General features: G+C 57.6%; 16 protein-coding genes. 13 read left to right on the forward strand and 3 right to left on the reverse strand.

What is annotated here, in order from left to right; genetic code table 11:
- Nucleotides 1–83 precede the first annotated feature (83 nt).
- Nucleotides 84–767, forward strand: coding sequence for a haloacid dehalogenase type II (locus K3J57_RS12905; RefSeq protein WP_259796211.1), 684 nt, complete (start codon nucleotides 84–86; stop codon nucleotides 765–767).
- A gap of 140 nt (nucleotides 768–907) precedes the next feature.
- Here the strand turns inward: K3J57_RS12905 and K3J57_RS12910 are convergent, their stop codons facing one another.
- Nucleotides 908–4,045, reverse strand: coding sequence for a bifunctional diguanylate cyclase/phosphodiesterase (locus tag K3J57_RS12910; RefSeq protein ID WP_259796213.1), 3,138 nt, complete (start codon nucleotides 4,043–4,045; stop codon nucleotides 908–910).
- A 957-nt stretch (nucleotides 4,046–5,002) separates the two neighbouring features.
- On the opposite strand from K3J57_RS12910, the gene K3J57_RS12915 reads away from it, so the two are divergent.
- The 12 genes from K3J57_RS12915 to K3J57_RS12975 all read left to right on the forward strand — a co-directional run bounded on the left by K3J57_RS12915 (nucleotide 5,003) and on the right by K3J57_RS12975 (nucleotide 17,135).
- Nucleotides 5,003–6,676: a cytochrome D1 domain-containing protein gene (locus tag K3J57_RS12915; protein ID WP_259785098.1), complete on the forward strand. Its 1,674-nt coding sequence runs from the start codon at nucleotides 5,003–5,005 to the stop codon at nucleotides 6,674–6,676.
- A gap of 116 nt (nucleotides 6,677–6,792) precedes the next feature.
- Nucleotides 6,793–8,592: a NapC/NirT family cytochrome c gene (locus K3J57_RS16060; protein WP_311196485.1), complete on the forward strand. Its 1,800-nt coding sequence runs from the start codon at nucleotides 6,793–6,795 to the stop codon at nucleotides 8,590–8,592.
- 194 nt (nucleotides 8,593–8,786) lie between these two features.
- Entirely contained in the window at nucleotides 8,787–9,215 is a 429-nt protein-coding gene (locus K3J57_RS12930) for a cupredoxin domain-containing protein (RefSeq protein ID WP_254449734.1), read from the forward strand.
- Nucleotides 9,216–9,448: 233 nt separating this feature from the next.
- The gene (cobA, locus tag K3J57_RS12935) at nucleotides 9,449–10,210 is read left to right on the forward strand and encodes a uroporphyrinogen-III C-methyltransferase (protein ID WP_173486815.1); all 762 of its coding nucleotides are present in this window, start codon (nucleotides 9,449–9,451) and stop codon (nucleotides 10,208–10,210) included.
- Nucleotides 10,203–10,559 carry a c-type cytochrome gene (locus K3J57_RS12940; RefSeq protein ID WP_259776011.1) on the forward strand — a complete coding sequence of 119 codons (357 nt, stop codon included), beginning with the start codon at nucleotides 10,203–10,205 and terminating at the stop codon, nucleotides 10,557–10,559. The genes cobA and K3J57_RS12940 overlap by 8 nt, the downstream gene beginning before the upstream one ends.
- Entirely contained in the window at nucleotides 10,556–11,722 is a 1,167-nt protein-coding gene (locus K3J57_RS12945; protein WP_259792259.1) for a cytochrome D1 domain-containing protein, read from the forward strand. Before K3J57_RS12940 ends, K3J57_RS12945 begins: the two co-directional genes overlap by 4 nt.
- A 3-nt stretch (nucleotides 11,723–11,725) precedes the next feature.
- Nucleotides 11,726–12,721, forward strand: coding sequence for a siroheme decarboxylase subunit beta (gene ahbB, locus K3J57_RS12950; RefSeq protein WP_259796215.1), 996 nt, complete (start codon nucleotides 11,726–11,728; stop codon nucleotides 12,719–12,721).
- Nucleotides 12,718–13,167 carry an Lrp/AsnC family transcriptional regulator gene (locus tag K3J57_RS12955; protein WP_173486818.1) on the forward strand — a complete coding sequence of 150 codons (450 nt, stop codon included), beginning with the start codon at nucleotides 12,718–12,720 and terminating at the stop codon, nucleotides 13,165–13,167. Before ahbB (K3J57_RS12950) ends, K3J57_RS12955 begins: the two co-directional genes overlap by 4 nt.
- On the forward strand, nucleotides 13,164–13,649 hold the full coding sequence (gene ahbB / locus K3J57_RS12960) for a siroheme decarboxylase subunit beta (protein ID WP_259796217.1): 486 nt from the start codon (nucleotides 13,164–13,166) through the stop codon (nucleotides 13,647–13,649). Before K3J57_RS12955 ends, ahbB (K3J57_RS12960) begins: the two co-directional genes overlap by 4 nt.
- A gap of 4 nt (nucleotides 13,650–13,653) precedes the next feature.
- A complete protein-coding gene (nirJ, locus tag K3J57_RS12965; RefSeq protein WP_055192833.1) occupies nucleotides 13,654–14,868 on the forward strand; it encodes a heme d1 biosynthesis radical SAM protein NirJ in 1,215 nt (404 codons plus the stop codon).
- Nucleotides 14,843–16,414: a nitrite reductase gene (locus K3J57_RS12970; protein WP_259792268.1), complete on the forward strand. Its 1,572-nt coding sequence runs from the start codon at nucleotides 14,843–14,845 to the stop codon at nucleotides 16,412–16,414. The genes nirJ and K3J57_RS12970 overlap by 26 nt, the downstream gene beginning before the upstream one ends.
- The gene (locus K3J57_RS12975; protein ID WP_259785108.1) at nucleotides 16,371–17,135 is read left to right on the forward strand and encodes a CbiX/SirB N-terminal domain-containing protein; all 765 of its coding nucleotides are present in this window, start codon (nucleotides 16,371–16,373) and stop codon (nucleotides 17,133–17,135) included. Before K3J57_RS12970 ends, K3J57_RS12975 begins: the two co-directional genes overlap by 44 nt.
- Before the next feature lie 103 nt (nucleotides 17,136–17,238).
- Here K3J57_RS12975 and K3J57_RS12980 read toward each other — a convergent pair whose 3' ends face one another.
- Both K3J57_RS12980 and K3J57_RS12985 read right to left on the reverse strand, forming a co-directional pair.
- A complete protein-coding gene (locus K3J57_RS12980) occupies nucleotides 17,239–17,868 on the reverse strand; it encodes a helix-turn-helix transcriptional regulator (protein ID WP_259792270.1) in 630 nt (209 codons plus the stop codon).
- A gap of 471 nt (nucleotides 17,869–18,339) precedes the next feature.
- Complete coding sequence (locus K3J57_RS12985) at nucleotides 18,340–18,729, reverse strand: DUF983 domain-containing protein (protein WP_259796218.1); 390 nt, start codon at nucleotides 18,727–18,729, stop codon at nucleotides 18,340–18,342.
- Nucleotides 18,730–18,793 lie beyond the last annotated feature (64 nt).

Raw genomic sequence — 18,793 nt, forward strand, 5'->3', positions numbered from 1 at the left:
GCAGCGGGCGGAAACGCTACCCTTCAAAGGCACCAGCTATCGATAGCTCTTACGGCGTTTCGAAACGCTTTACCGGAGGCCTCATGCCACAAAAGATCAAAGCCGTCATATTCGACGCCTACGGCACCCTGTTTGATGTCTTTTCAATCGCCAAACTTGCAGAGGATCTGTTTCCGGGAAAAGGGCGCGAGATGGCGCAAATCTGGCGCGACAAGCAGATCGAATACACACGGTTGCGCACCCTTAGCAACCGCCATGCGGACTTTCGGAAGGTAACGCAGGATGCGCTGGTCTATACCTGCGCGCTGCTTGATCTGGACCTGACAACCGACGCAAGAAACCAGCTGATGGGGCAATATGACAGGCTGGAGGCTTTCACCGAAAACAGGTCTGTGCTTTTGGAGTTGAAGGCAGAAGGCATACCGCTTGCCATCCTGTCGAACGGCACAGCTGACATGCTGCAACGGGTGACGCAGAATGCCGGGTTTTCAGACCTGTTCGACCATGTGCTGAGCGTCGAGAGTGTCGGCAGGTTCAAGACAGCCCCGGAAACCTATCAACTGGGGCCGGATGCGTTCGACCTGCCTGCAGAGAACATATTGTTTGTATCCTCGAATTGCTGGGATGCCTGTGGCGCAACCTGGTTTGGGTATCAGACGATCTGGCTGAACCGGTACGGCCTGCCCCTTGAGCAGCTGGATGTCACGCCCCATCATACCGGCGCGTCCCTGAAGGATGTGGCCGAAATCGTTGCGAACCAAAGCTAAAGCGTTTCGAGATTAACTTGAGACACAAGTTGATTTCGAAACGCCCGCAACATCAGTAGGTTTCGAGCGTTTCGCCTCATTATTGTGTCTCAATAATAAGGCGAAACACTTTAAGGCAAGGCCGTTTCCCCTGCCTCAGGTCAGGTCCAAAACGCTTTAGCCTTCGCCTTTGCAACACGGGTCACCCGCTCACCTTCTCGGCTGTTCAGAAGATCCTTCAACGGCACGGGATGCTCAAACAGATAGCCCTGACCAAAATCAGCGCCGATCTGTGCCAGAAAGGCGCATTGGTTTTCTGTTTCGATCCCTTCAGCGACAACTTGCACGTTCAGGCGATGGGCCATTTCGACCATTGATCGGCACAGGGTTTCGGCCGTGTTATTCCCAGACAGATCGCGCACAAAGGCCTGGTCAATCTTGAGATAGTCGATCTTGTATTTGAGGAAATAGAAAAGCGAGGAATACCCCTTGCCAAAATCATCCAGCGCAAGCTGGAAACCTGCCCGCTGCAGGGTGTCCAGCTTGCCCACCAACGGGCCTTGCGTTTCCAGCAAAGCATTTTCGGTGATCTCGATGATGAACCCATCTCCCCTCTGTCCACTTTCCTCCAGCCTTTGCAGCCAGCTCTGGAAACCCTTTATGGAAGAGATCAACTGCAGCGGGGAAACATTGATGCTGATCTGAAAGGCGTGCCCGAAGCAGCGACGCAATGATGGTAAAGCTTCGCAGCATTGCTCAAACACCAGATCCCCCAGCCGGTCGATCAACCCTGCTTCTTCGGCCAGCGGAATGAACTGCGCAGGCGGCACCTGTCCAAGTGAGTCGCTGTGCCATCTCAACAGGGCTTCCGCCTTGCAGATCTTTCCGGTCTTCAAATCAATGATCGGCTGGAAATGGACATCCATCTGCCTGTTGTGCACCGCCTTTTGCAATGCGGACACGAGGTTCATCTTTTCCACCGCAGCCCGGCGCATTCCGGAACTGAAGGGAACCGCCCGGTTCCGTCCACCCGACTTGGCAACATACATCGCCTGATCCGCGGCCGAGATCAGATCTTCTGCGGTGACCGCATCCGTCGGATAGCGCGCAATACCCAGGCTGCCGGTCAGATGCACCACGTCTTTCTCAATCCCGAACGGGATCGCAATCTCTTCGAGCAAGGTTTCGACAATCTGCGCCTGCTCGGCAATATGGCCCTGATCAAGCACCACAATGAACTCATCCCCTCCATAGCGCGCGATTGTCACCCCCTGATCCAGACAGTTGCGCAGTCGGTCGGAAACGCGTTTCAACACCTGATCGCCGGCCGCATGACCCAACCGGTCATTGACCTGTTTCAACCCGTCGAGATCCATGAACAACAGCGCAATTTCCTTGCGGCCCGCGCTGGCGTCCCGGATCACATCCTCAAGATATTCGCCCAGCGCCGCACGGTTCAGCAGGCCAGTCAACACATCGATATGCGCCTGCTTCCAAATCGTTTCATTTGCCTTCTTCTGAGCGGTCATATCTCGCACCAGAATGACATAGCGATAAGGGGAATGCGTCTTGTCGAAAATGGCGTTGATCGTCAACCAGACCGGAATGGATCGCCCGGCACGACACAGGATCTGCACCTCCCCCCCCCAACCTTTTCCCCCGGCCCTGGCACGAGCAAACCCATTGCGCAGCTTGCGCCGCATCGGGGCGGGCAAGAGTGACCGTAAATTGCGGCCAATCAGGGCCTTGTCATCCTGCCCAACCAGCCTTGTCAATGCCGGGTTGGTTGTCAGAATATGGTGCGCGGCATCGGTAACAATCATACCTTCAGAGCTGCTTTCATACACCATTGCGGCAAGGCGCATTGCCTCCTCTGCATTGCGCCGATTGGTAATGTTACGCACGATGAGAATGGTTTCCCGGCCCCCGTGAACAGGGCAGGCGCGTGCCTCGAAATGGCGTGTCTCTCCGTTGATATCCAGGCTGTAATCCCAACTGACCATATCTTGGCTTTGTTGGTGTCTTTCGATGTTTTCCCGAAATTTCTGCGCAGCCTCCGACGGCAGAAGATCCTCCATATTCCGGCCCAGAAACTCCTCTGGCGGAAACAGGAGGTCATCATGTTCCCGGGCCTTGTAATCCAGAACCAGGTAATTCCGATCCAGACGGAAATAGAGATCGGGCAGGGCATCCAGAACAGCTTCAAGCTGTTCCTGGCGCATGTGCTCTGCCTTCTCTGCCGCAAGACGCCCCCCTTTTGCCTTCGCGAATTCGGCACTCAGAAAGCCGAACTCCTCCACATTGGCAGAGCACGAGGCGTGAGGGGCCCACACCGCGTCATTCGCAACTTCCTGTTTCAGGTCCTGCAGGGGTTGCAAGATTGCCCGCTGCGTCACATGCCTGACCAGCCAAAGAAGGCCCCCGCCGAACCCAAAAAGCAGGGCCAGACCGAGGAACGCCCGCCAGTTGGCAACGGCAAGTGCGGCATCAATTGGCAGCCCCACACCCACGTAAAGCACGGCCCCCGCATCATCCTCAAACACGCGCTCGTGGCGAAACAGGCGGCGCTGACCATCAGGTCCTGCGACAACGCCATTCCTCTCGGCCCCGTTCTGTCCCCGCCCCCCCTCGGGCGGTGGCGGGGCTTGCCCCAATACCTCTCCGCGTCGAGGCGCAAGGGCCACAACGCGTTGCGCCTCCTCAACCACATAGGAAATGACAGCCTTCGGCGCGGTTAACAGATCGCGCTGCGGCGCCCATCGCTTCGGTGAGGCCGCCGCAACCACCACGCCAACAACCGGCCCATCCGCCCCGTCCGACTGGATCGGATACGCAAAAGTCATGTCTGGCAATCCCGCCGCGCGCTCCCCCTGCATCTCCTCCCGCATCATGGACACCGAAAAACGGCGCTGGTCCCGGGCCTGACGAAAATAGGGCCTGTCCTGCACATTGACAGCGCGGGGCGGCGCAGGGGCATTGCATAAAAGTTCCCCATCCGCGCGCGCCACCGCAAGGTTGTCATAGGTCGGGTTCAGATCAACCACCTCAGCAAGGAACGCTGAGCATTGCTGGGCATCCCGCACCTGCGGGGAGCGCGCCAGCCGCATCAGAAACTGTCGCGCTTCATCCATGAACTGCTTTTGCTCCAACGCCAGGGCGCCAGCAGTCCGCTCTGCCTGTTCACCGATCCCGATCAGGACCTCTCGACGTTCAAAAAAGGCCTGCAGAACAACCAGAACCACCGTAGGCAAAGCCAACAGCAACAGAACGGATCTGAGGCGGGCGTGGAGCGTTTTCATTGTAAATTATACTCAAAAACTTTGAACAATCCTAAAAGCTGCCCCAAACAACGCAACCCAAGATTTAAAACCCTTCACGAATACACGGGAAGTGGCGTGCGATAGACACGGGGCATGTGCGGGCTAAAACAGGGGGAAAAGAAGGCCAGCCGCCCACCGATACAAGATCGGTAGCGGCCTCATTTTGCACCTAGATGCAGTCAGACGGCTGGCAGTATGTGCGGCTCGCCCATGACCGTTCCTTCACGGGACATTGCACATGATCGTTCCCGGTGGCTGCTGGCCTCACCCAAAGACAGCAGGATTGGAAACGAAGAGGCCGCATTCCGTGTTTGCGATGACAAACGCGTCCCGAAGGACGGAAAATGCGTCGGCGCCAGCCGGACAAGGGACGCAGCCAGCTGGCGCCTGACCCACGAACCTGCCGGTAAAACTCGATTTCGCGAATGACGTGTGGGAGGTCGAAATCGCAGGAGAGAGTGGCAAGACGGGGTGTTCGAGATGAAAGAAGCGGGGACAATCGGCCTATGTCGTCTGCACCGGGCAAACCCGGAGCGCTCCACGTACCTTTGGGGTGACCCCATCAATTCCTCCTTGCTGAAGGCCGCAAGACTTCACCCCACGGCCGGTGTAAACCTACCTGCAGCATGACGAGCTTTCCCCGGTGCGTTCTTAACGAAAGTCAAGATTGTCGCAGTTCGTGAAACTTTTTTGATCGGGGGAAATCGACGGGAAACTGGCATCATACCTGCACTCTGTCGGAAAAATGGCGGAGCCGTTTACACATATTATCCGCGCGCGCGTGACGCGATCCGGTTAATTGGCCAGATTTTCGGTCAATGCCGGGTCACGCACGAAAGTTCAAATTTTCGTTAGCCTCGTTGACAAATGTCAAGACTCACCAAGGCCCCACCGCTCATCTTTCCCTCAGCCTTACCAAGCAAACGGAGAGTGATCATGTCACTTGGAATCACCAATAAAACACGCCACACGCTAGGGATCGGTTTCGCAATCCTGCTCGGCAGCGTCGCTCTGCCGGCTGTTGCTGAAGGTCCGACCCTGAGCGAGGAAGCATTTGAAGCTTCGAAACAACTCTACTTTGAGCGTTGCGCCGGTTGTCACGGCGTTCTGCGCAAAGGCGCCACCGGTAAAAGCCTTGAGCCGGTTGTGAAGAAAAAGAACGCCGACGGCACCGAGACCATCAGCGGCACGCTGAAACTGGGCCAGGAACGCCTGGAGAAAATCATCTCCTGGGGGACCGAAGGCGGCATGAACAACTTCTCGGACATCATGTCTGAGCAAGAAATCAAGGACATGGCGACCTACATCCAGATGGATCCGCCGAAGCCGCCAGAAATGTCGCTTGCTCAGATGAAACAGACCCGCAAGGTCTATGTCGAAGAAGCTGACTACCCGACCGAGCCGCTGCACGGCCGCAACTGGGAAAACTTCTTCGTTGTCATCGAGCGTGACGTAGGCAAGGTGGCCGTGATCGACGGCGACACCAAAGAAGTTCTGGCACACATCCCGACCGGTTATGCTGTGCACGTGCTGAAAGCCTCTGAGCACCACAAACTGGAAGAGCCGGAAAACCCGGGTCGCTTCTGGTACACCATGGGCCGCGACGGCAAAATGACCAAGATCGACCTCTGGCAGACGCCGGACAAGATGCTGGTTTCGGAAGTTACCATTGGCTATGACGCCCGTGACGTGGCTGTATCCGGCGACGGTAAATACGTGATTGGTGGCGCTTACTGGCCTCCGCACTTCGCCATCGTTGATGCAATGACCATGGAACCGCTGAAAGTTGTTTCGACCCGCGGTGTGAACGTTGACGGTGACTATGTGGAAGAAGCCCGCGTGGCAGCCATCTACACCACCCCGAACGAACCGACCTGGATCGTTGCCGTGAAAGAACTTGGCCAGCTGTGGCAAGTTGACTACTCGGACCTGGACAACCTGCGCATCGACAAGATCAACTCGGCCAAGTTCCTGCACGATGGCTTCTTTGATCCGACCGGTCGTTACTTCCAGATCGCTGCAAACGCATCGAACAAAATGGTTGTTGTCGACACCAAAGAGCGCAAGCTTGAGGCCCTGATCGACACTGCTGCCCTGCCGCACCCCGGCCCGGGCGCCAACTGGAACGACCCGAACTGCGGTCCGGTGGCTGGCACCACCCACCTCGGCGCAGGTACTGTGACCGTTTGGGGCAACGACCCCGAAGGCACCCCGGACAAAGCCTGGAAAACCTGCTACGAGGTTGAAACCGACGGCCCGGGCCTGTTCATCCGGACGCACCCGAACTCGGATTACATCTGGGCTGACCAGACCAAAACTCCGGATCTCGAAGTGCAGCAATCGGTTCAGGTCATCTCGAAAGAGACTGGTGAGATCGTGAAAACGATCCAGATTACCGAAGAAGAAGGCAACGTTGCTGTTCACTTCGAATTCAACCAGGACGGCACCGAGGTTTGGGTTTCGAAATGGAACCGCGCAACGTCGAAAGAGCCGAATGGCGAAATGGTCATCTATGACGCCAAAACTCTGGAAGAGATCGGCCGCGTGAAAGGGCTCTATGCTCCGACCGGTAAGTTCAACGTCTACAACCGTTCGAACCACGTGACCTAAGTCAAGACATCGCCCCCTAGGGCGAGCCTATAAAGGGGCGGGCTTTACGCCCGCCCCTTTTTTTGGCGCCCCTCACGCGCCCAACAAAACCAAACACAGCCAAACGGAGCCGGGACATGACCCAGACCAACGGTGCTGAACCGAAAAAGCCAATTTGGCGACGCTACTTCCTTTGGGGAATGCCCGTTGCCGGAATCGCCGGTGTCTTTGTCGCCGGGATCATCTTCTGGGGTGGTTTCAACACCGCCATGGAAGCAACCAACACAATGCCATTCTGCATCTCGTGCCACGAGATGGAGGATTACGTTTATGAAGAATACAAAGGCACGATCCACGATGTGAACCGATCGGGCGTCGGCGCGGTCTGTTCCGACTGTCACGTGCCAAAAGACTGGACCCACAAGATCATCCGCAAGATCAAAGCCTCGAAAGAGGTTTGGGGCAAGCTGACCGGCACGATCTCGACCCCCGAGAAGTTTGATGCCAAACGCCTGCATCTGGCGATGAACGAATGGGAGCGGATGAAGGCCACCGACTCGCGCGAATGCCGTAACTGTCACGATTTCGAATCGATGATGCCGGAATTCCAGCGACCGCGTGCACGCCAACAGCACTTGAACGCCATGTCCACGGGTCAGACCTGTATCGACTGCCACAAGGGCATCGCACACAAGAACATTCGTGACCGGGCCGAAGATGAATATCTCGAAGTTCTCGAGGCTCCGAACCCGGATTTCATCCGTGAAATTCCGAAGGAGTATATGGAGAGCCTTGCACGGGTAGAAGCCAAGGAAGCCGCCGAAGCAGAAGCCGCAAAGGCCGCAAAAGCAGCCGAGCAAGAGGCCTTGCAGGCGCGAATCGCCGCGGCAGTTGATGCAGCAGTGGCTGAAGAGCGCGCGCTGGCAGCTGGGGAAGCCCCGGCAGCAGCCGACGGTGGCGCAGATGTGGCCCCCGGCATTGACTGGGCCGCTGTCCCGTCGACCGACCTGACCCTGTTCTATCCGGGACAAGCCTCGTTTGAATGGGTGCAGAACGGTAAACAGCACGGCGGTGCACGCCCGCTGACCCAGGGTGGCGATCAATGCACCACCTGTCACGCCAAAGAACTTGACGCGATCGGCGGCAAGATCGTTGCTGGCGGTGGCGGCAAGAAAGATGAGCTGGAACCGACCCCGATCCCGGGCAAGCCGGGCATCATCAGCGCAACCCTGAAAGCTGCCCATGATGCGGACAACATGTATGTCCAACTCAGCTGGGCAGATACCGGTCACAACCCCGCCCCCTTCGTGGATGGTGGCAAGATGGACCCGGAAAATCAGGTCAAAGTGGCCATGATGATCTCTGGTGACAGTGTCGAAATGGGCGATCAGGTCGGCTGCTGGGCCACCTGCCATGCAGACAACACCTACATGCCGTTTGATCCGGGCGCAGATGCGATTGCCGCCAATGATACTGTGGCCGCGCAACTGCAGGCTCAGGGGTCGATCACCAAATACCTGTCGCAAACCCGCACCAAGATCGAGATCAAGGGGCGTCGCGGCAAGGCACAAGGTGGCTGGGATCAGTTGAAGTCACCGGAAGAGATCGAGCAGATGCTGGCAGATGGAACCTTTATGGACCTGATGCGAGTCTATGCCGACGGCTCTGCCTCAAACGGCTATCTTCTGGATCGCCGGGTGCAGAATGACGGTGAGATCACCGCCTCTGCCAACCTGTCCGGCGGTATGTGGACCGTCACCTTCGCCCGTCCGCTGGCCGGTGCCGTAGGCGACGTTGCTCTGGAAGCAGGCAAAACCTACACGGTTGGCTTTGCCATCCATGACGACTTTGCCTCAGCGCGCTTCCACCATGTCACGCTGAACACCACCATGGCCCTGGACAACGCAGACGCCCAGATCAACGTGGCTGGACAATAACCCCCAGAGGGTTGGCCGGATCCCCCTCCGGCCTGCAACCGGGCCCCGCATCACGCGGGGCCCGTTTTGTTTGATACCTCCCTGAAACCCGTATAGATTTGCACTTGGACTTCTCTGTGCGTTCCCACAGATCAAAGCGTTCTATGATGCGAAGACGACCCACCCAGCGGCTTTTCATCACCCACAGGAGAACAATGATGCAGATGACGAAATCCCTACCGATCCTGTTGCTGACCTGTCTGGCCGCGGCCCCGACCTGGGCCAAGGAAAAGGACATGGCAAAGATCTGCGGCGAAGCCGAAGAGCGATACGTCGAACTGTTCGGCCATCCGTCTTCCGAAGAAGAAGGGGTGACGGTTGTGAAGATGTATAAATACAGCTTCTGCCCGGTTGACCTGACCGTCCCGCTCGGAACCACCGTCCGCTGGGTCAATGTGGACAAACGCACCAGCCATTCGGTGATCGTGAAAGGCTCCGGCGAACCGGAAAGCGACCGCGCCTTTCCGGAAGAGTTCCTTGAATTCACCTTCCTGACCGACGGCCCGCAGGAGATTCTTTGCGGCCCCCATTGGGAAACCCAGGACATGATTGGCCGCATTACCGTTGATACATCCGGCAATTGAACCGGTTTTGGGGAAATATTTTCACCGTTAACAAGCGCAGCCGCCCAAAAACCGGGCCACCTTAACACATGTCAAGGAATCACACCGACGAGCCGTTAATTCTGTGGTCATAAAGCCTGGCCCTCAAAGGCTCCGTTCTCATCGCTGCCCCTCACCCCCACCCACAGGCAGCCATGTCGCCAAACCGGAGAGGGTCCGGCGTCCAGCCATCCATAGGACGAGCGAGACCAGATATGACGGGTAAAGTATATCTCATCGGCGCGGGGCCCGGCGACCCGGAGCTAATGACAATGAAGGCCGTGCGCCTGCTGCAAGAGGCGGATGTCGTGGTCTATGACCGGCTGGTCTCAGACGAAATCATCGCCATGTCTCCGAAACAGGCCAAGATGATTTTCGTTGGAAAATCTGCCCATAATCACCCGGTGCCCCAAGACGAAATCAACGCCATTCTCGTGCGTGAGGCCAAGGCGGGCAACAATGTGGCCCGGATCAAAGGCGGCGACCCGCTGATCTTCGGGCGCGGGTCCGAAGAGGCGGCAGACCTGGCCGCTGAGGGTGTGGAGTGCGAATATGTTCCGGGGATCACCGCAGCCCAGGGCGCCGCATCTATTTCCGGCGTGCCGCTGACCCATCGCGATTTGGCCACCGGCGTGCAATATGTCACCGGCCACCGCGCAAGAGACGAAAAGCTTGACCTCGACTGGAAACGTCTGGCCGATCCGATGACCACGCTGGTGGTCTATATGGGCGTGGCCAATATTGGTCAGATCGCCGTTGGTCTCATGACCGAAGGGCTGGATCCCGCCACCCCGGTTTTTGCGATTTCCCGCGCGACCACACCTGATGAACGCCGCATGGTCTCTACGCTAAACCGGGTGGCACAGGATGCCCGTGACGCCGGTTTGAAGCCCCCTACCCTGTTTATCATCGGGCGCGTGGTCTCACTTTACCAATCCGAACAGGTGGAGCCCGAAGGGATCTCTGCCAATGGCTAATGCGCTGCCCCCTCTCTCCCTATTGCCCGCAATGGCGATTGCGGCACTGGCGGCGCTTACCCCCCCGGTCGCATTGGCAGGCAGTGCCGGTGCGGATCGGGGGCTGAATACCGAAGAGCTGAAGCGCCTGGTGCACCAGGACTGCGGGTCCTGTCACGGGCTGACGCTCAAAGGGGGGCTTGGCCCCGATATCCGTCCGGAAAACCTCACCCATTACGACCCGGACATTCTGGAAATGGTGATCCTTGACGGGATCCCGGACACGGCGATGCCGCCATGGCGCCCCCTCATCACCCAAGAGGAAGCCCAGTGGATCGCCCTTTACCTTTTGAATGGAGACGCGCAATGAAACCGTTCCGCACCGCGCTCGCACTTTCATTTCTGATGACCACCACGGCGCTGGCCGAAACCAGGACCATCGCCACCGGCGATCTGGGGCTGGTGATCGAGCGCGCCAAGGGGTCGGTGGTTCTGGTCGATCAGTCCGATCGCGCCGCCCTTGCCCGGATCGAAGGGCTGGGTGACCTCAGCCACGCATCAATGGTGTATTCACCGGATGAGCGTTATGCCTATGTGTTTGGACGTGACGGGGGCCTGACCAAGGTCGATATCGTCGAGCGCAAAGTGGCCAACCGCGTTGTTCAGGGGGGCAATTCGATCGGCGGCGCCATCTCTGACGATGGAAAGCTCGTGGCGGTGTCAAACTATGAACCCGGCGGCGTGAAGATCTTTGACGCGGACACGCTGGACCTCGTCGCCGATATTCCCACCGGGTCGAAAACCATTGGCCTTGTGGATGCGCCGGGTCGCCGTTTCGTCTTTACCATGTGGGACACCGGGGAGACCTGGATTGCCGACATGTCGGCCGTGGCCACGGGGGGCGAAGCCCAGATCACCAAGATCCCTGATATGGGCAAAAACCCCTATGATGCGCTGGTCACTGCCAATGGCCGCACCTATATCACCGGACTGTTTGGTGAGGACGGGCTGACTGCGCTGGACCTTTGGGATGAGACACCCGAACCGATCCGTGTGCTGCCGAATTATGGCCGCGGACAAGAAGAAATGCCCGTCTATAAAATGCCCCACCTCGAAGGCTGGGCGCATACCGGCGCCGAGTTTGTGTTGCCCGCTGTGGGCCATCACGAGGTTCTTTGGATCGATGCAAACTCGCTTGAGGAAACTGCGCGCACCAAAACCTATGGCCAGCCTGTTTTTGCGATGGCGCGCCCCGACGGGCGGCAGGTTTGGGTGAACTTTGCCCACCCGCTGAATGACACGATCCAGGTGATCGACAGCGTCTCGAAAGAAATCATTCACGAATTCAAACCCGGCCCCGCCGTGCTGCACATGGAATTCACCCCGCGCGGCAATGAAATCTGGGTCTCGGTGCGCGATGAAAACAAGGTCAAGATCTACGACACGCGCACGTTTGAGCTGTTGCGTGAAATTGAAGCCGACAGCCCTTCAGGCATTTTCTTTACCGCCCGCGCCCACCGCACGGGGCTGTGACCCGTGGACCATTTTGATGACATTGACCGCGCCCTCTTGGACGGGTGGCAACGGGAGTTCCCCCTCTCGCAGCGCCCGTTTCAGGCCATTGGCAGCGCGTTGGGCATTGGCGAAGATGCCGTTCTGAGCCGATATGCACGCCTGCTTGATGACGGGCAGATCAGCCGGATCGGCGCCACCTGCGCACCCAACACTGTTTCGGCCTCGACACTTGCCGCCGTGGCAGCACCCGAAGACCAGATCGAAGAGATCGCTGCCCTGATCAATGAAGAAGACGGCGTGAATCACTCCTATCTGCGCGAAGATATCTGGAACATCTGGTTTGTCATGACCGGCCCGGATCGCGCAGATGTGGACGCGGCACTGGAGCGGATCAGTGAACGCACCGGGCTGCGGGTGCTTGATCTGCGGCTGGTGCGCCCGTTCAACATTGACCTTGGCTTCAAACTGACCGGCAAGGGTGAGGCAATGCCGCCCGCCCGCAAGGTGGACCGCTCTGTTTTGACAGAGGGCGACCGGCCGATCATGGCGGCGCTGTCCTCGGGCATGCCCCTCTCTGCGACACCCTATATCGACCTTGCCACCGAACTGGGCCGGGACGAAGAGGATCTTCGTGCGCGTATCCGCATCCTGCAAGAGGCCCGGCTTATCTCACGCCTGGGGGTGATCGTGCGCCACCGCAAACTGGGCTGGTCCTCAAACGCAATGGTGGTCTGGGATGTGGACGCAGATCAGATTGGCGAGATCGGCCCGAAACTGGCCGCGCAAAAGGGCGTGACGCTCTGCTATGAACGTCGCCCGGTCGAGGACGTCTGGCCCTGGCGCCTTTACACCATGTTCCACGCAAAATCCCGCGAAGTGGCGTTGGAAAATATTGAGAGGGCGGCCAGCCTGCCTGAGCTTTCCGGCACGGGCCGGAAGGTGCTCTTTTCCACCCGCTGCTTCAAACAGAAAGGGGCGCTGATCGACCGCGCCCGCAATACGGAGGTCCCCGCATGACTTTGGACCAGATTGACCGCCAGATCATCAACGCGCTGCAAGATGACCTGCCCATGACCCACCGCCCGTTTCAGCCGCTGGCTGACGATCTGGGCATCACCGAGGCCGAGCTTCTGGACCGGATCCGCACCATGAAAGATGCCGGTGTCCTGACCCGCTTTGGGCCGTTCTTTGATGCCGCTGCCATGGGGGGGGCCTTCTGCCTTTGCGCCATGGCCGTGCCCGAGGACAAATTTGAAGCGGTCCTAACAAAGGTCAATGCACATCCTGAGGTGGCGCATAATTATGAACGCAAGCATTCGCTGAACATGTGGTTTGTTCTGGCCTGCGAAACGCCCGAAGGGATTGGCCAGATCGCGGATGTGATCGAAGGGGAAACCGGACTGACGGTCCACCAATTCCCCAAACTGCAGGAATTCTACATCGGCTTCCGGGTGGCGGCATGACTATCGACGCAACAGACCGCAAGATCATTGAGGTAACCCAGTCGGGTCTGCCGCTCTCGCCCACGCCCTATGCTGATCTGGGGGCCATTCTTGGACTGGATGAAGCCGAAATCATGGAGCGGATCACCGCGATGAAGGACAGCGGCGTGATCCGCCGCATTGCTGCCGCCCCCAATCACTACAAGCTGGGGATGACCGCAAACGGGATGAGCGTCTGGGATGTGGCGGACGATCAGCTGACGGAGCTGGGCCAGAAGATCGGCGCACTTCCTTACGTGACCCATTGCTATGAACGCCCCCGGGCACTGCCCGACTGGCCCTATAACCTGTTTGCCATGATCCATGGCGAAACCGCAGGCGAAGTGGAAGAGAAACGCGCCGAAATCACCAGCATTCTGGGTGACGCGCTGCGCGGCAAAGACATTCTCTATTCCACCCGCATTTTGAAAAAGACGGGGCTTCGGCTTCGTAAGAAAGGGTGAACCAATGTTCCGCCTGACCGAATATATGAACCAACTTGTCAATCCGACCCCGGTGCGCCAGCGCCGCGGTTCGGGAATGGTGAAGCCGGTGGTGATCTGGAACCTGACCCGCCGGTGTAACCTGCGGTGTCGTCACTGCTATACCGTGTCGGCGGATGTGAATTTCCCCGGCGAGCTCGATGAAGCGCAGGCCATGAACGTGCTGGACGACCTGGGGGATTTCAAGGTCCCGGCGCTGATCCTTTCAGGCGGCGAGCCGCTCGACAGCCCCTATCTGTTCCCACTGGCGAAAGCCGCGCGGGACAAGGTGCGTGTGCTGGCGCTGTCCACAAACGGCACCAAGATCTTTGGTGAAACCGCCGACAAGGTGGCCGAGATCGGGTTTGACTATGTAGGTATCTCGATCGACGGGATCGGCGAGACAAATGACTGGTTCCGCGGTGTGAACGGCGCCTATGATGCCGCCGTGCGCGGTGTGCGCGAGCTGAAGAAGCGCGGCGTGAAGGTGGGGCTGCGTTTTTGCCTGACCGAAGGCACCCAGCACCACCTGCCGGATCTGCTGAAGCTTTGTGACGACGAAGGGGTGGACAAGTTTTACCTCTCGCACCTGGTTTACGCCGGGCGGGGCGACAAGCACCGTGGCGAAGATGCGCATCACCAGATGACCCGCAAAGGGTTGGACATGCTGCTGGAACGCGCCTGGCAGGCTGTATCGGAAGACAAGCCACTGGACATCGTGACCGGCAACAATGACGCCGATGCGGGCTATTTCCTGCAATGGGCAGAGGAGCGGTTTGACGCCGACAAGGTGGCCAATCTGCGCGAACACCTGACCGCCTGGGGGGGGAACTCCTCTGGTCTGGGCGTCGCCAATATCGACTATCTGGGATATGTGCACCCCGACACCTACTGGTCCGATTACACCATTGGCAATGTGAAGAAGAAGAAGTTTTCCGAATGGTGGACCAGCGATGACCAGATGCTGGCCACATTGCGCACCCGCCCGCGCCCACTGAAGGGACGTTGCGGCGCGTGCAAGATCAAGGATATCTGCGGCGGCAACACCCGCATTCGCGCCTTGCAGGTGACCGGTGATCCCTGGGCGGAAGATCCCGCCTGTTACCTTACAAATGACGAGATCGGCGTGGCCGATGCCGAACGTCTTGAAACCACTCCGTTCCGAGGAAAGAGCAATGACCCGAAACATCAGTTCTTTTAAACGCTCGCGCGCATGGCTGGTCGGTCTCGGGGCATTGGTGCTGAGTGGCACCGCAAGCGCCGATCCGGTCGCGGATTACAAGGAATATTGTGCCGATTGCCATCTGGAAAACCGTCTTGGCGCCGCTGGCCCCGCCTTGATCCCGGAAACGCTCAAGCGCATGAGGGGACCAAAAATCGAAGCGGTCATCCGCGAAGGGCGCGTTGCCACCCAGATGCCCGGATTTGGCGAAGACCTGTCGGATGAGCAGATCAAGGCGCTGGCGGAATACCTCAAATCTCCGCTGGATGAGATCCCGCCCTGGGGCAAAGACGAGATCATGGCCAGCCGCATGTTGAACGAAGACTATGTGGCCGCCCCTGCGCCGGTCTGGAAATCCGATCCGATGAACATCACGCTGGCGGTGGAAACCGGTGATCACCACGTGTCGGTTCTGGATGGCGATACCTTTGAACGGCTTGATCGTTTCGCCACACCTTTCGCCGTGCATGGCGGACCGAAATTCAGCCCGGATGGGCATTATGTTTTCATCATGTCACGCGATGGCTGGGTGCAGAAATATGACATCTGGTCTTTGCAGGAGGTTGGCCGGGTTCGGGCGGGCCTGAACAGTCGCAACATCGCCATGTCGGGCGACGGGAAATGGCTTGCGGTGGCCAGCTATCTGCCCAATTCACTGACCATCCTGTCGACCGAAGACCTGTCAGTGGCCGAGGTGCATGAGGTCGTGGGCAAGGATGGCACCCCCTCGCGCGTGTCTGCCGTCTATCAGGCGCCCCCCCGCGAAAGTTTCGTTCTGGCGCTGAAGGACGTGCCGGAAATCTGGGAAGTGTCCTATGCAGAATACCCGGATATGAACTATTTTGCCGGCGGGCTAGCCCATGACTGGAAGATCGAAGGCCCGGTTCCACAGGAAACCAGATTTCCCATCCGCCGGATCACCACGCCGGATTTCCTGGATGATTTCTTCTTTGACCAGTCTTACGAATACGTGATGGGCGCATCACGCGAAGGGGCCGGAGGGTTGGTGATCGATTTGGTGATTGGCCAGAAAGTCGCTGATCTTGACCTGCCCGGCATGCCGCATCTCGGGTCTGGGATCACGTGGAAACGCGGGGACCGAACCGTGATGGCCACCCCGCATCTACGAGATGGAACCGTGTCTGTCATCGACATGGAAAGCTGGGAGACCGTGAAGCAGATCAAGACGGAAGGGCCCGGGTTCTTCATGCGCAGCCATGAAAACTCGCCTTATGTCTGGGCGGATGTGTTCTTTGGCCCCAACAAGGACAAGATGCATATCATCGACAAGGAAACGCTTGAGATCGTCAAAACGCTTCAACCCGTCCCCGGCGCGACCGTGGCCCATGTTGAGTTCACCAAGGATGGCAGCCACGCGCTGGTATCAGTTTGGGAAGACAAAGGCGAAGTATTGATCTATGACGCAAAGACGCTGGAAATCGTAAACCGCCTGCCCATGCGCAAACCATCAGGGAAATATAATGTCTGGAACAAAATCACCTTCTCCGAAGGCACCAGCCACTGATGAAGACCAAGCACCGATCGAGGCGCTGATCGTTTCACACGGCCAGCCCTCGGACCCGGAACCGGCGGAAGAGGCGCTGGCGGAATATGCAGCCGTTATTCAGGCGGCTCTCCCGGATCATGTGATCCGTTCGGCCACTTTGGCAGCCCCCGGAAAACTGGAGGCGCAGCTTGCACAAATGGAAGATGGGGGGGTCATTTACCCCCTTTTCATGGCAGATGGCTGGTTCGTGCGCACCGCCCTGATCAAACGGATTTCAGAAGCGGCGCTTGGGATTGTGGTCAGCATCATGCCCCCCTACGGTCTGGCTTCGTCCCTGCCAAAAGTAGCCGCGGAAAATGTCCGCAAAGAACTGGCCGCAACCGGATCGGACAAATTGCTGGTGGTGGCCCATGGGTCAGCATTTGGTGACGCCCCTGCCGCCTCGGCCCGCCTGTTCACAGACCGGCTACAGGCCGAGTTGCCAGACCTCGCGATCGAACTTGGCTTTCTGGAACAGGAACCATCAATCGGCGATAAGGCCAAGGCCCTGGGACCCGGCGCAATCTGCCTGCCGTTCTTTGCCATGAAGGGTGACCATGTGCGATTGGACGTTCCCGCAGCTTTGAAGATGGGAGGGTTTGAGGGGACCATCATGCCATCCATCAGCCATATCGAAGGTGCCGAGCAAATTGCCATCGACGCCTTGAGCCTGGCACTTTCCAAGCGGCGTCGCGGTTAAAAAACGGCCTCGGATGCTTCGCTCGTCCTAAACGCTTTAGGTATCTTGCGCGCCATCCCCCAAACCGTTTCCGGGTTGCGGGACATTCGTGACGGGCCAGCCTTCACGCTGCCCGTCCCCCCCCCAGAAACAGGATCGCCGCTTCAGTCCGGTTGCGCACGCCAAGCTTGTTGATCACATGGTGGATATGAAGCTTGATTGTATGTTCGGACAGATCAAGCTCGGTTGCGATGGTTTTATTGGGCTTGCCCTCGGACACAAGAGCCAGAACTTCCCGTTCCCTTTCGGTCAACTCGGAAAGACCGGCATCAGCATTTGCGATCCGCAGACTGTCTTCCGGTCCGCCGGACATATCCGCCACCATCTCAACCGGAATGAATTTCCCGCCACATAGCAGCAGGCGCAGAACTGACAGCCAGATGTCAAACTGCAACCCCATGGGCAAATAGCTGACCTCGCATTGATCCCCCTGCCCGGATAGTTTCTGAAAAACGGAAACCGCCAGCTTGGCATCCCGATAGCCGAGGACGACCTGACATGTTGCTTCTAGCTCTTGGAACATTTCCAGAAGATCACCCAGTTGACCCGCAAGGGCTTCTTCCACGATGACCGCAATCAGGTTTCCTTGGGCGGCTTTGGAAGTCCTGAAATCGGCGATCGTATCATATCGTTTGAACGCAACCCCTTCAAATTCGATATTGGCAATCCGAATAATCTGGTCTGAGAAACTCAAAGAGCTCCCGACAAAAGCAACGCTTGGTTGGGTTGCTTCCTCTGAAACGTAATCTTTCGACGCAAACGCGCTATTCTCCCCACGAAACATATACCATCTCCCTAAAATCGTTTGACAGCAGCGACTTCTCGACAGGACAAATTCTGTCTCGAAATATCGATTGGCCTTAAAATGGCTAAGATACTTAACAATAATTAATAGTTTAGACGGTGATATGCGTTCGACAACTTGTCTAAAAGGTTAGTCAAAAAAGGCTATTTTTCGCAGAATACCAGTTCATTTGATTAGTATGGATATCCTGTCAGAAGGTTATTTATTCATAATTTCATATACTTGTATAAGGCATTCCCTCAAAAACAGGCAAACCAGCATTGAGGATACTGGCAAAGGACAACTGATTCTTTCCAACCCCTCTGAAACCCGCATTTCAACAGGTATTGCTCGATTCTACCCCCCTCCCAAAACCTGTGATCAGGGGGTTTTGCCAAATCCGTGCATGCGTTGTGACCATTGATACGCCACCATCAACCCTTTCATCCGCGGCAGAAGCAAAAGCGACGAAACGACCGCGATCGCCGAAAGCCAAAGGGCGAAAAACAGCGGTTCAGGTTTGAACTGCGTGTAGATGAAGTGCAGGGCAAACCCCAAAATGTGGCCAACAATCAGGATGGTCAGATAGGCCGGTCCATCGTCTGCACGCTGGTGGAACAATTCCTCACCGCATTCTGCACATTGGTCATTCACCTTGAGATAGGAGTGCAACAGTTTACCCTTGCCACATTTCGGGCAGCGCAGCCGCAACCCTTTGGCAACCGCGGGCTTCCAGGGGCGCTCATTGTCTGCGGCTATTTCGCAATCCATCGTCACATTCCTTTCGCAAGGCAAACCGTACCATCAGCTCACCCGGTTTTTCTTAACGTGTTTT

Origin of the sequence: Aliiroseovarius crassostreae (assembly GCF_025137635.1) — a bacterium.
Classification (GTDB): Bacteria; Pseudomonadota; Alphaproteobacteria; order Rhodobacterales; family Rhodobacteraceae; genus Aliiroseovarius; species Aliiroseovarius crassostreae.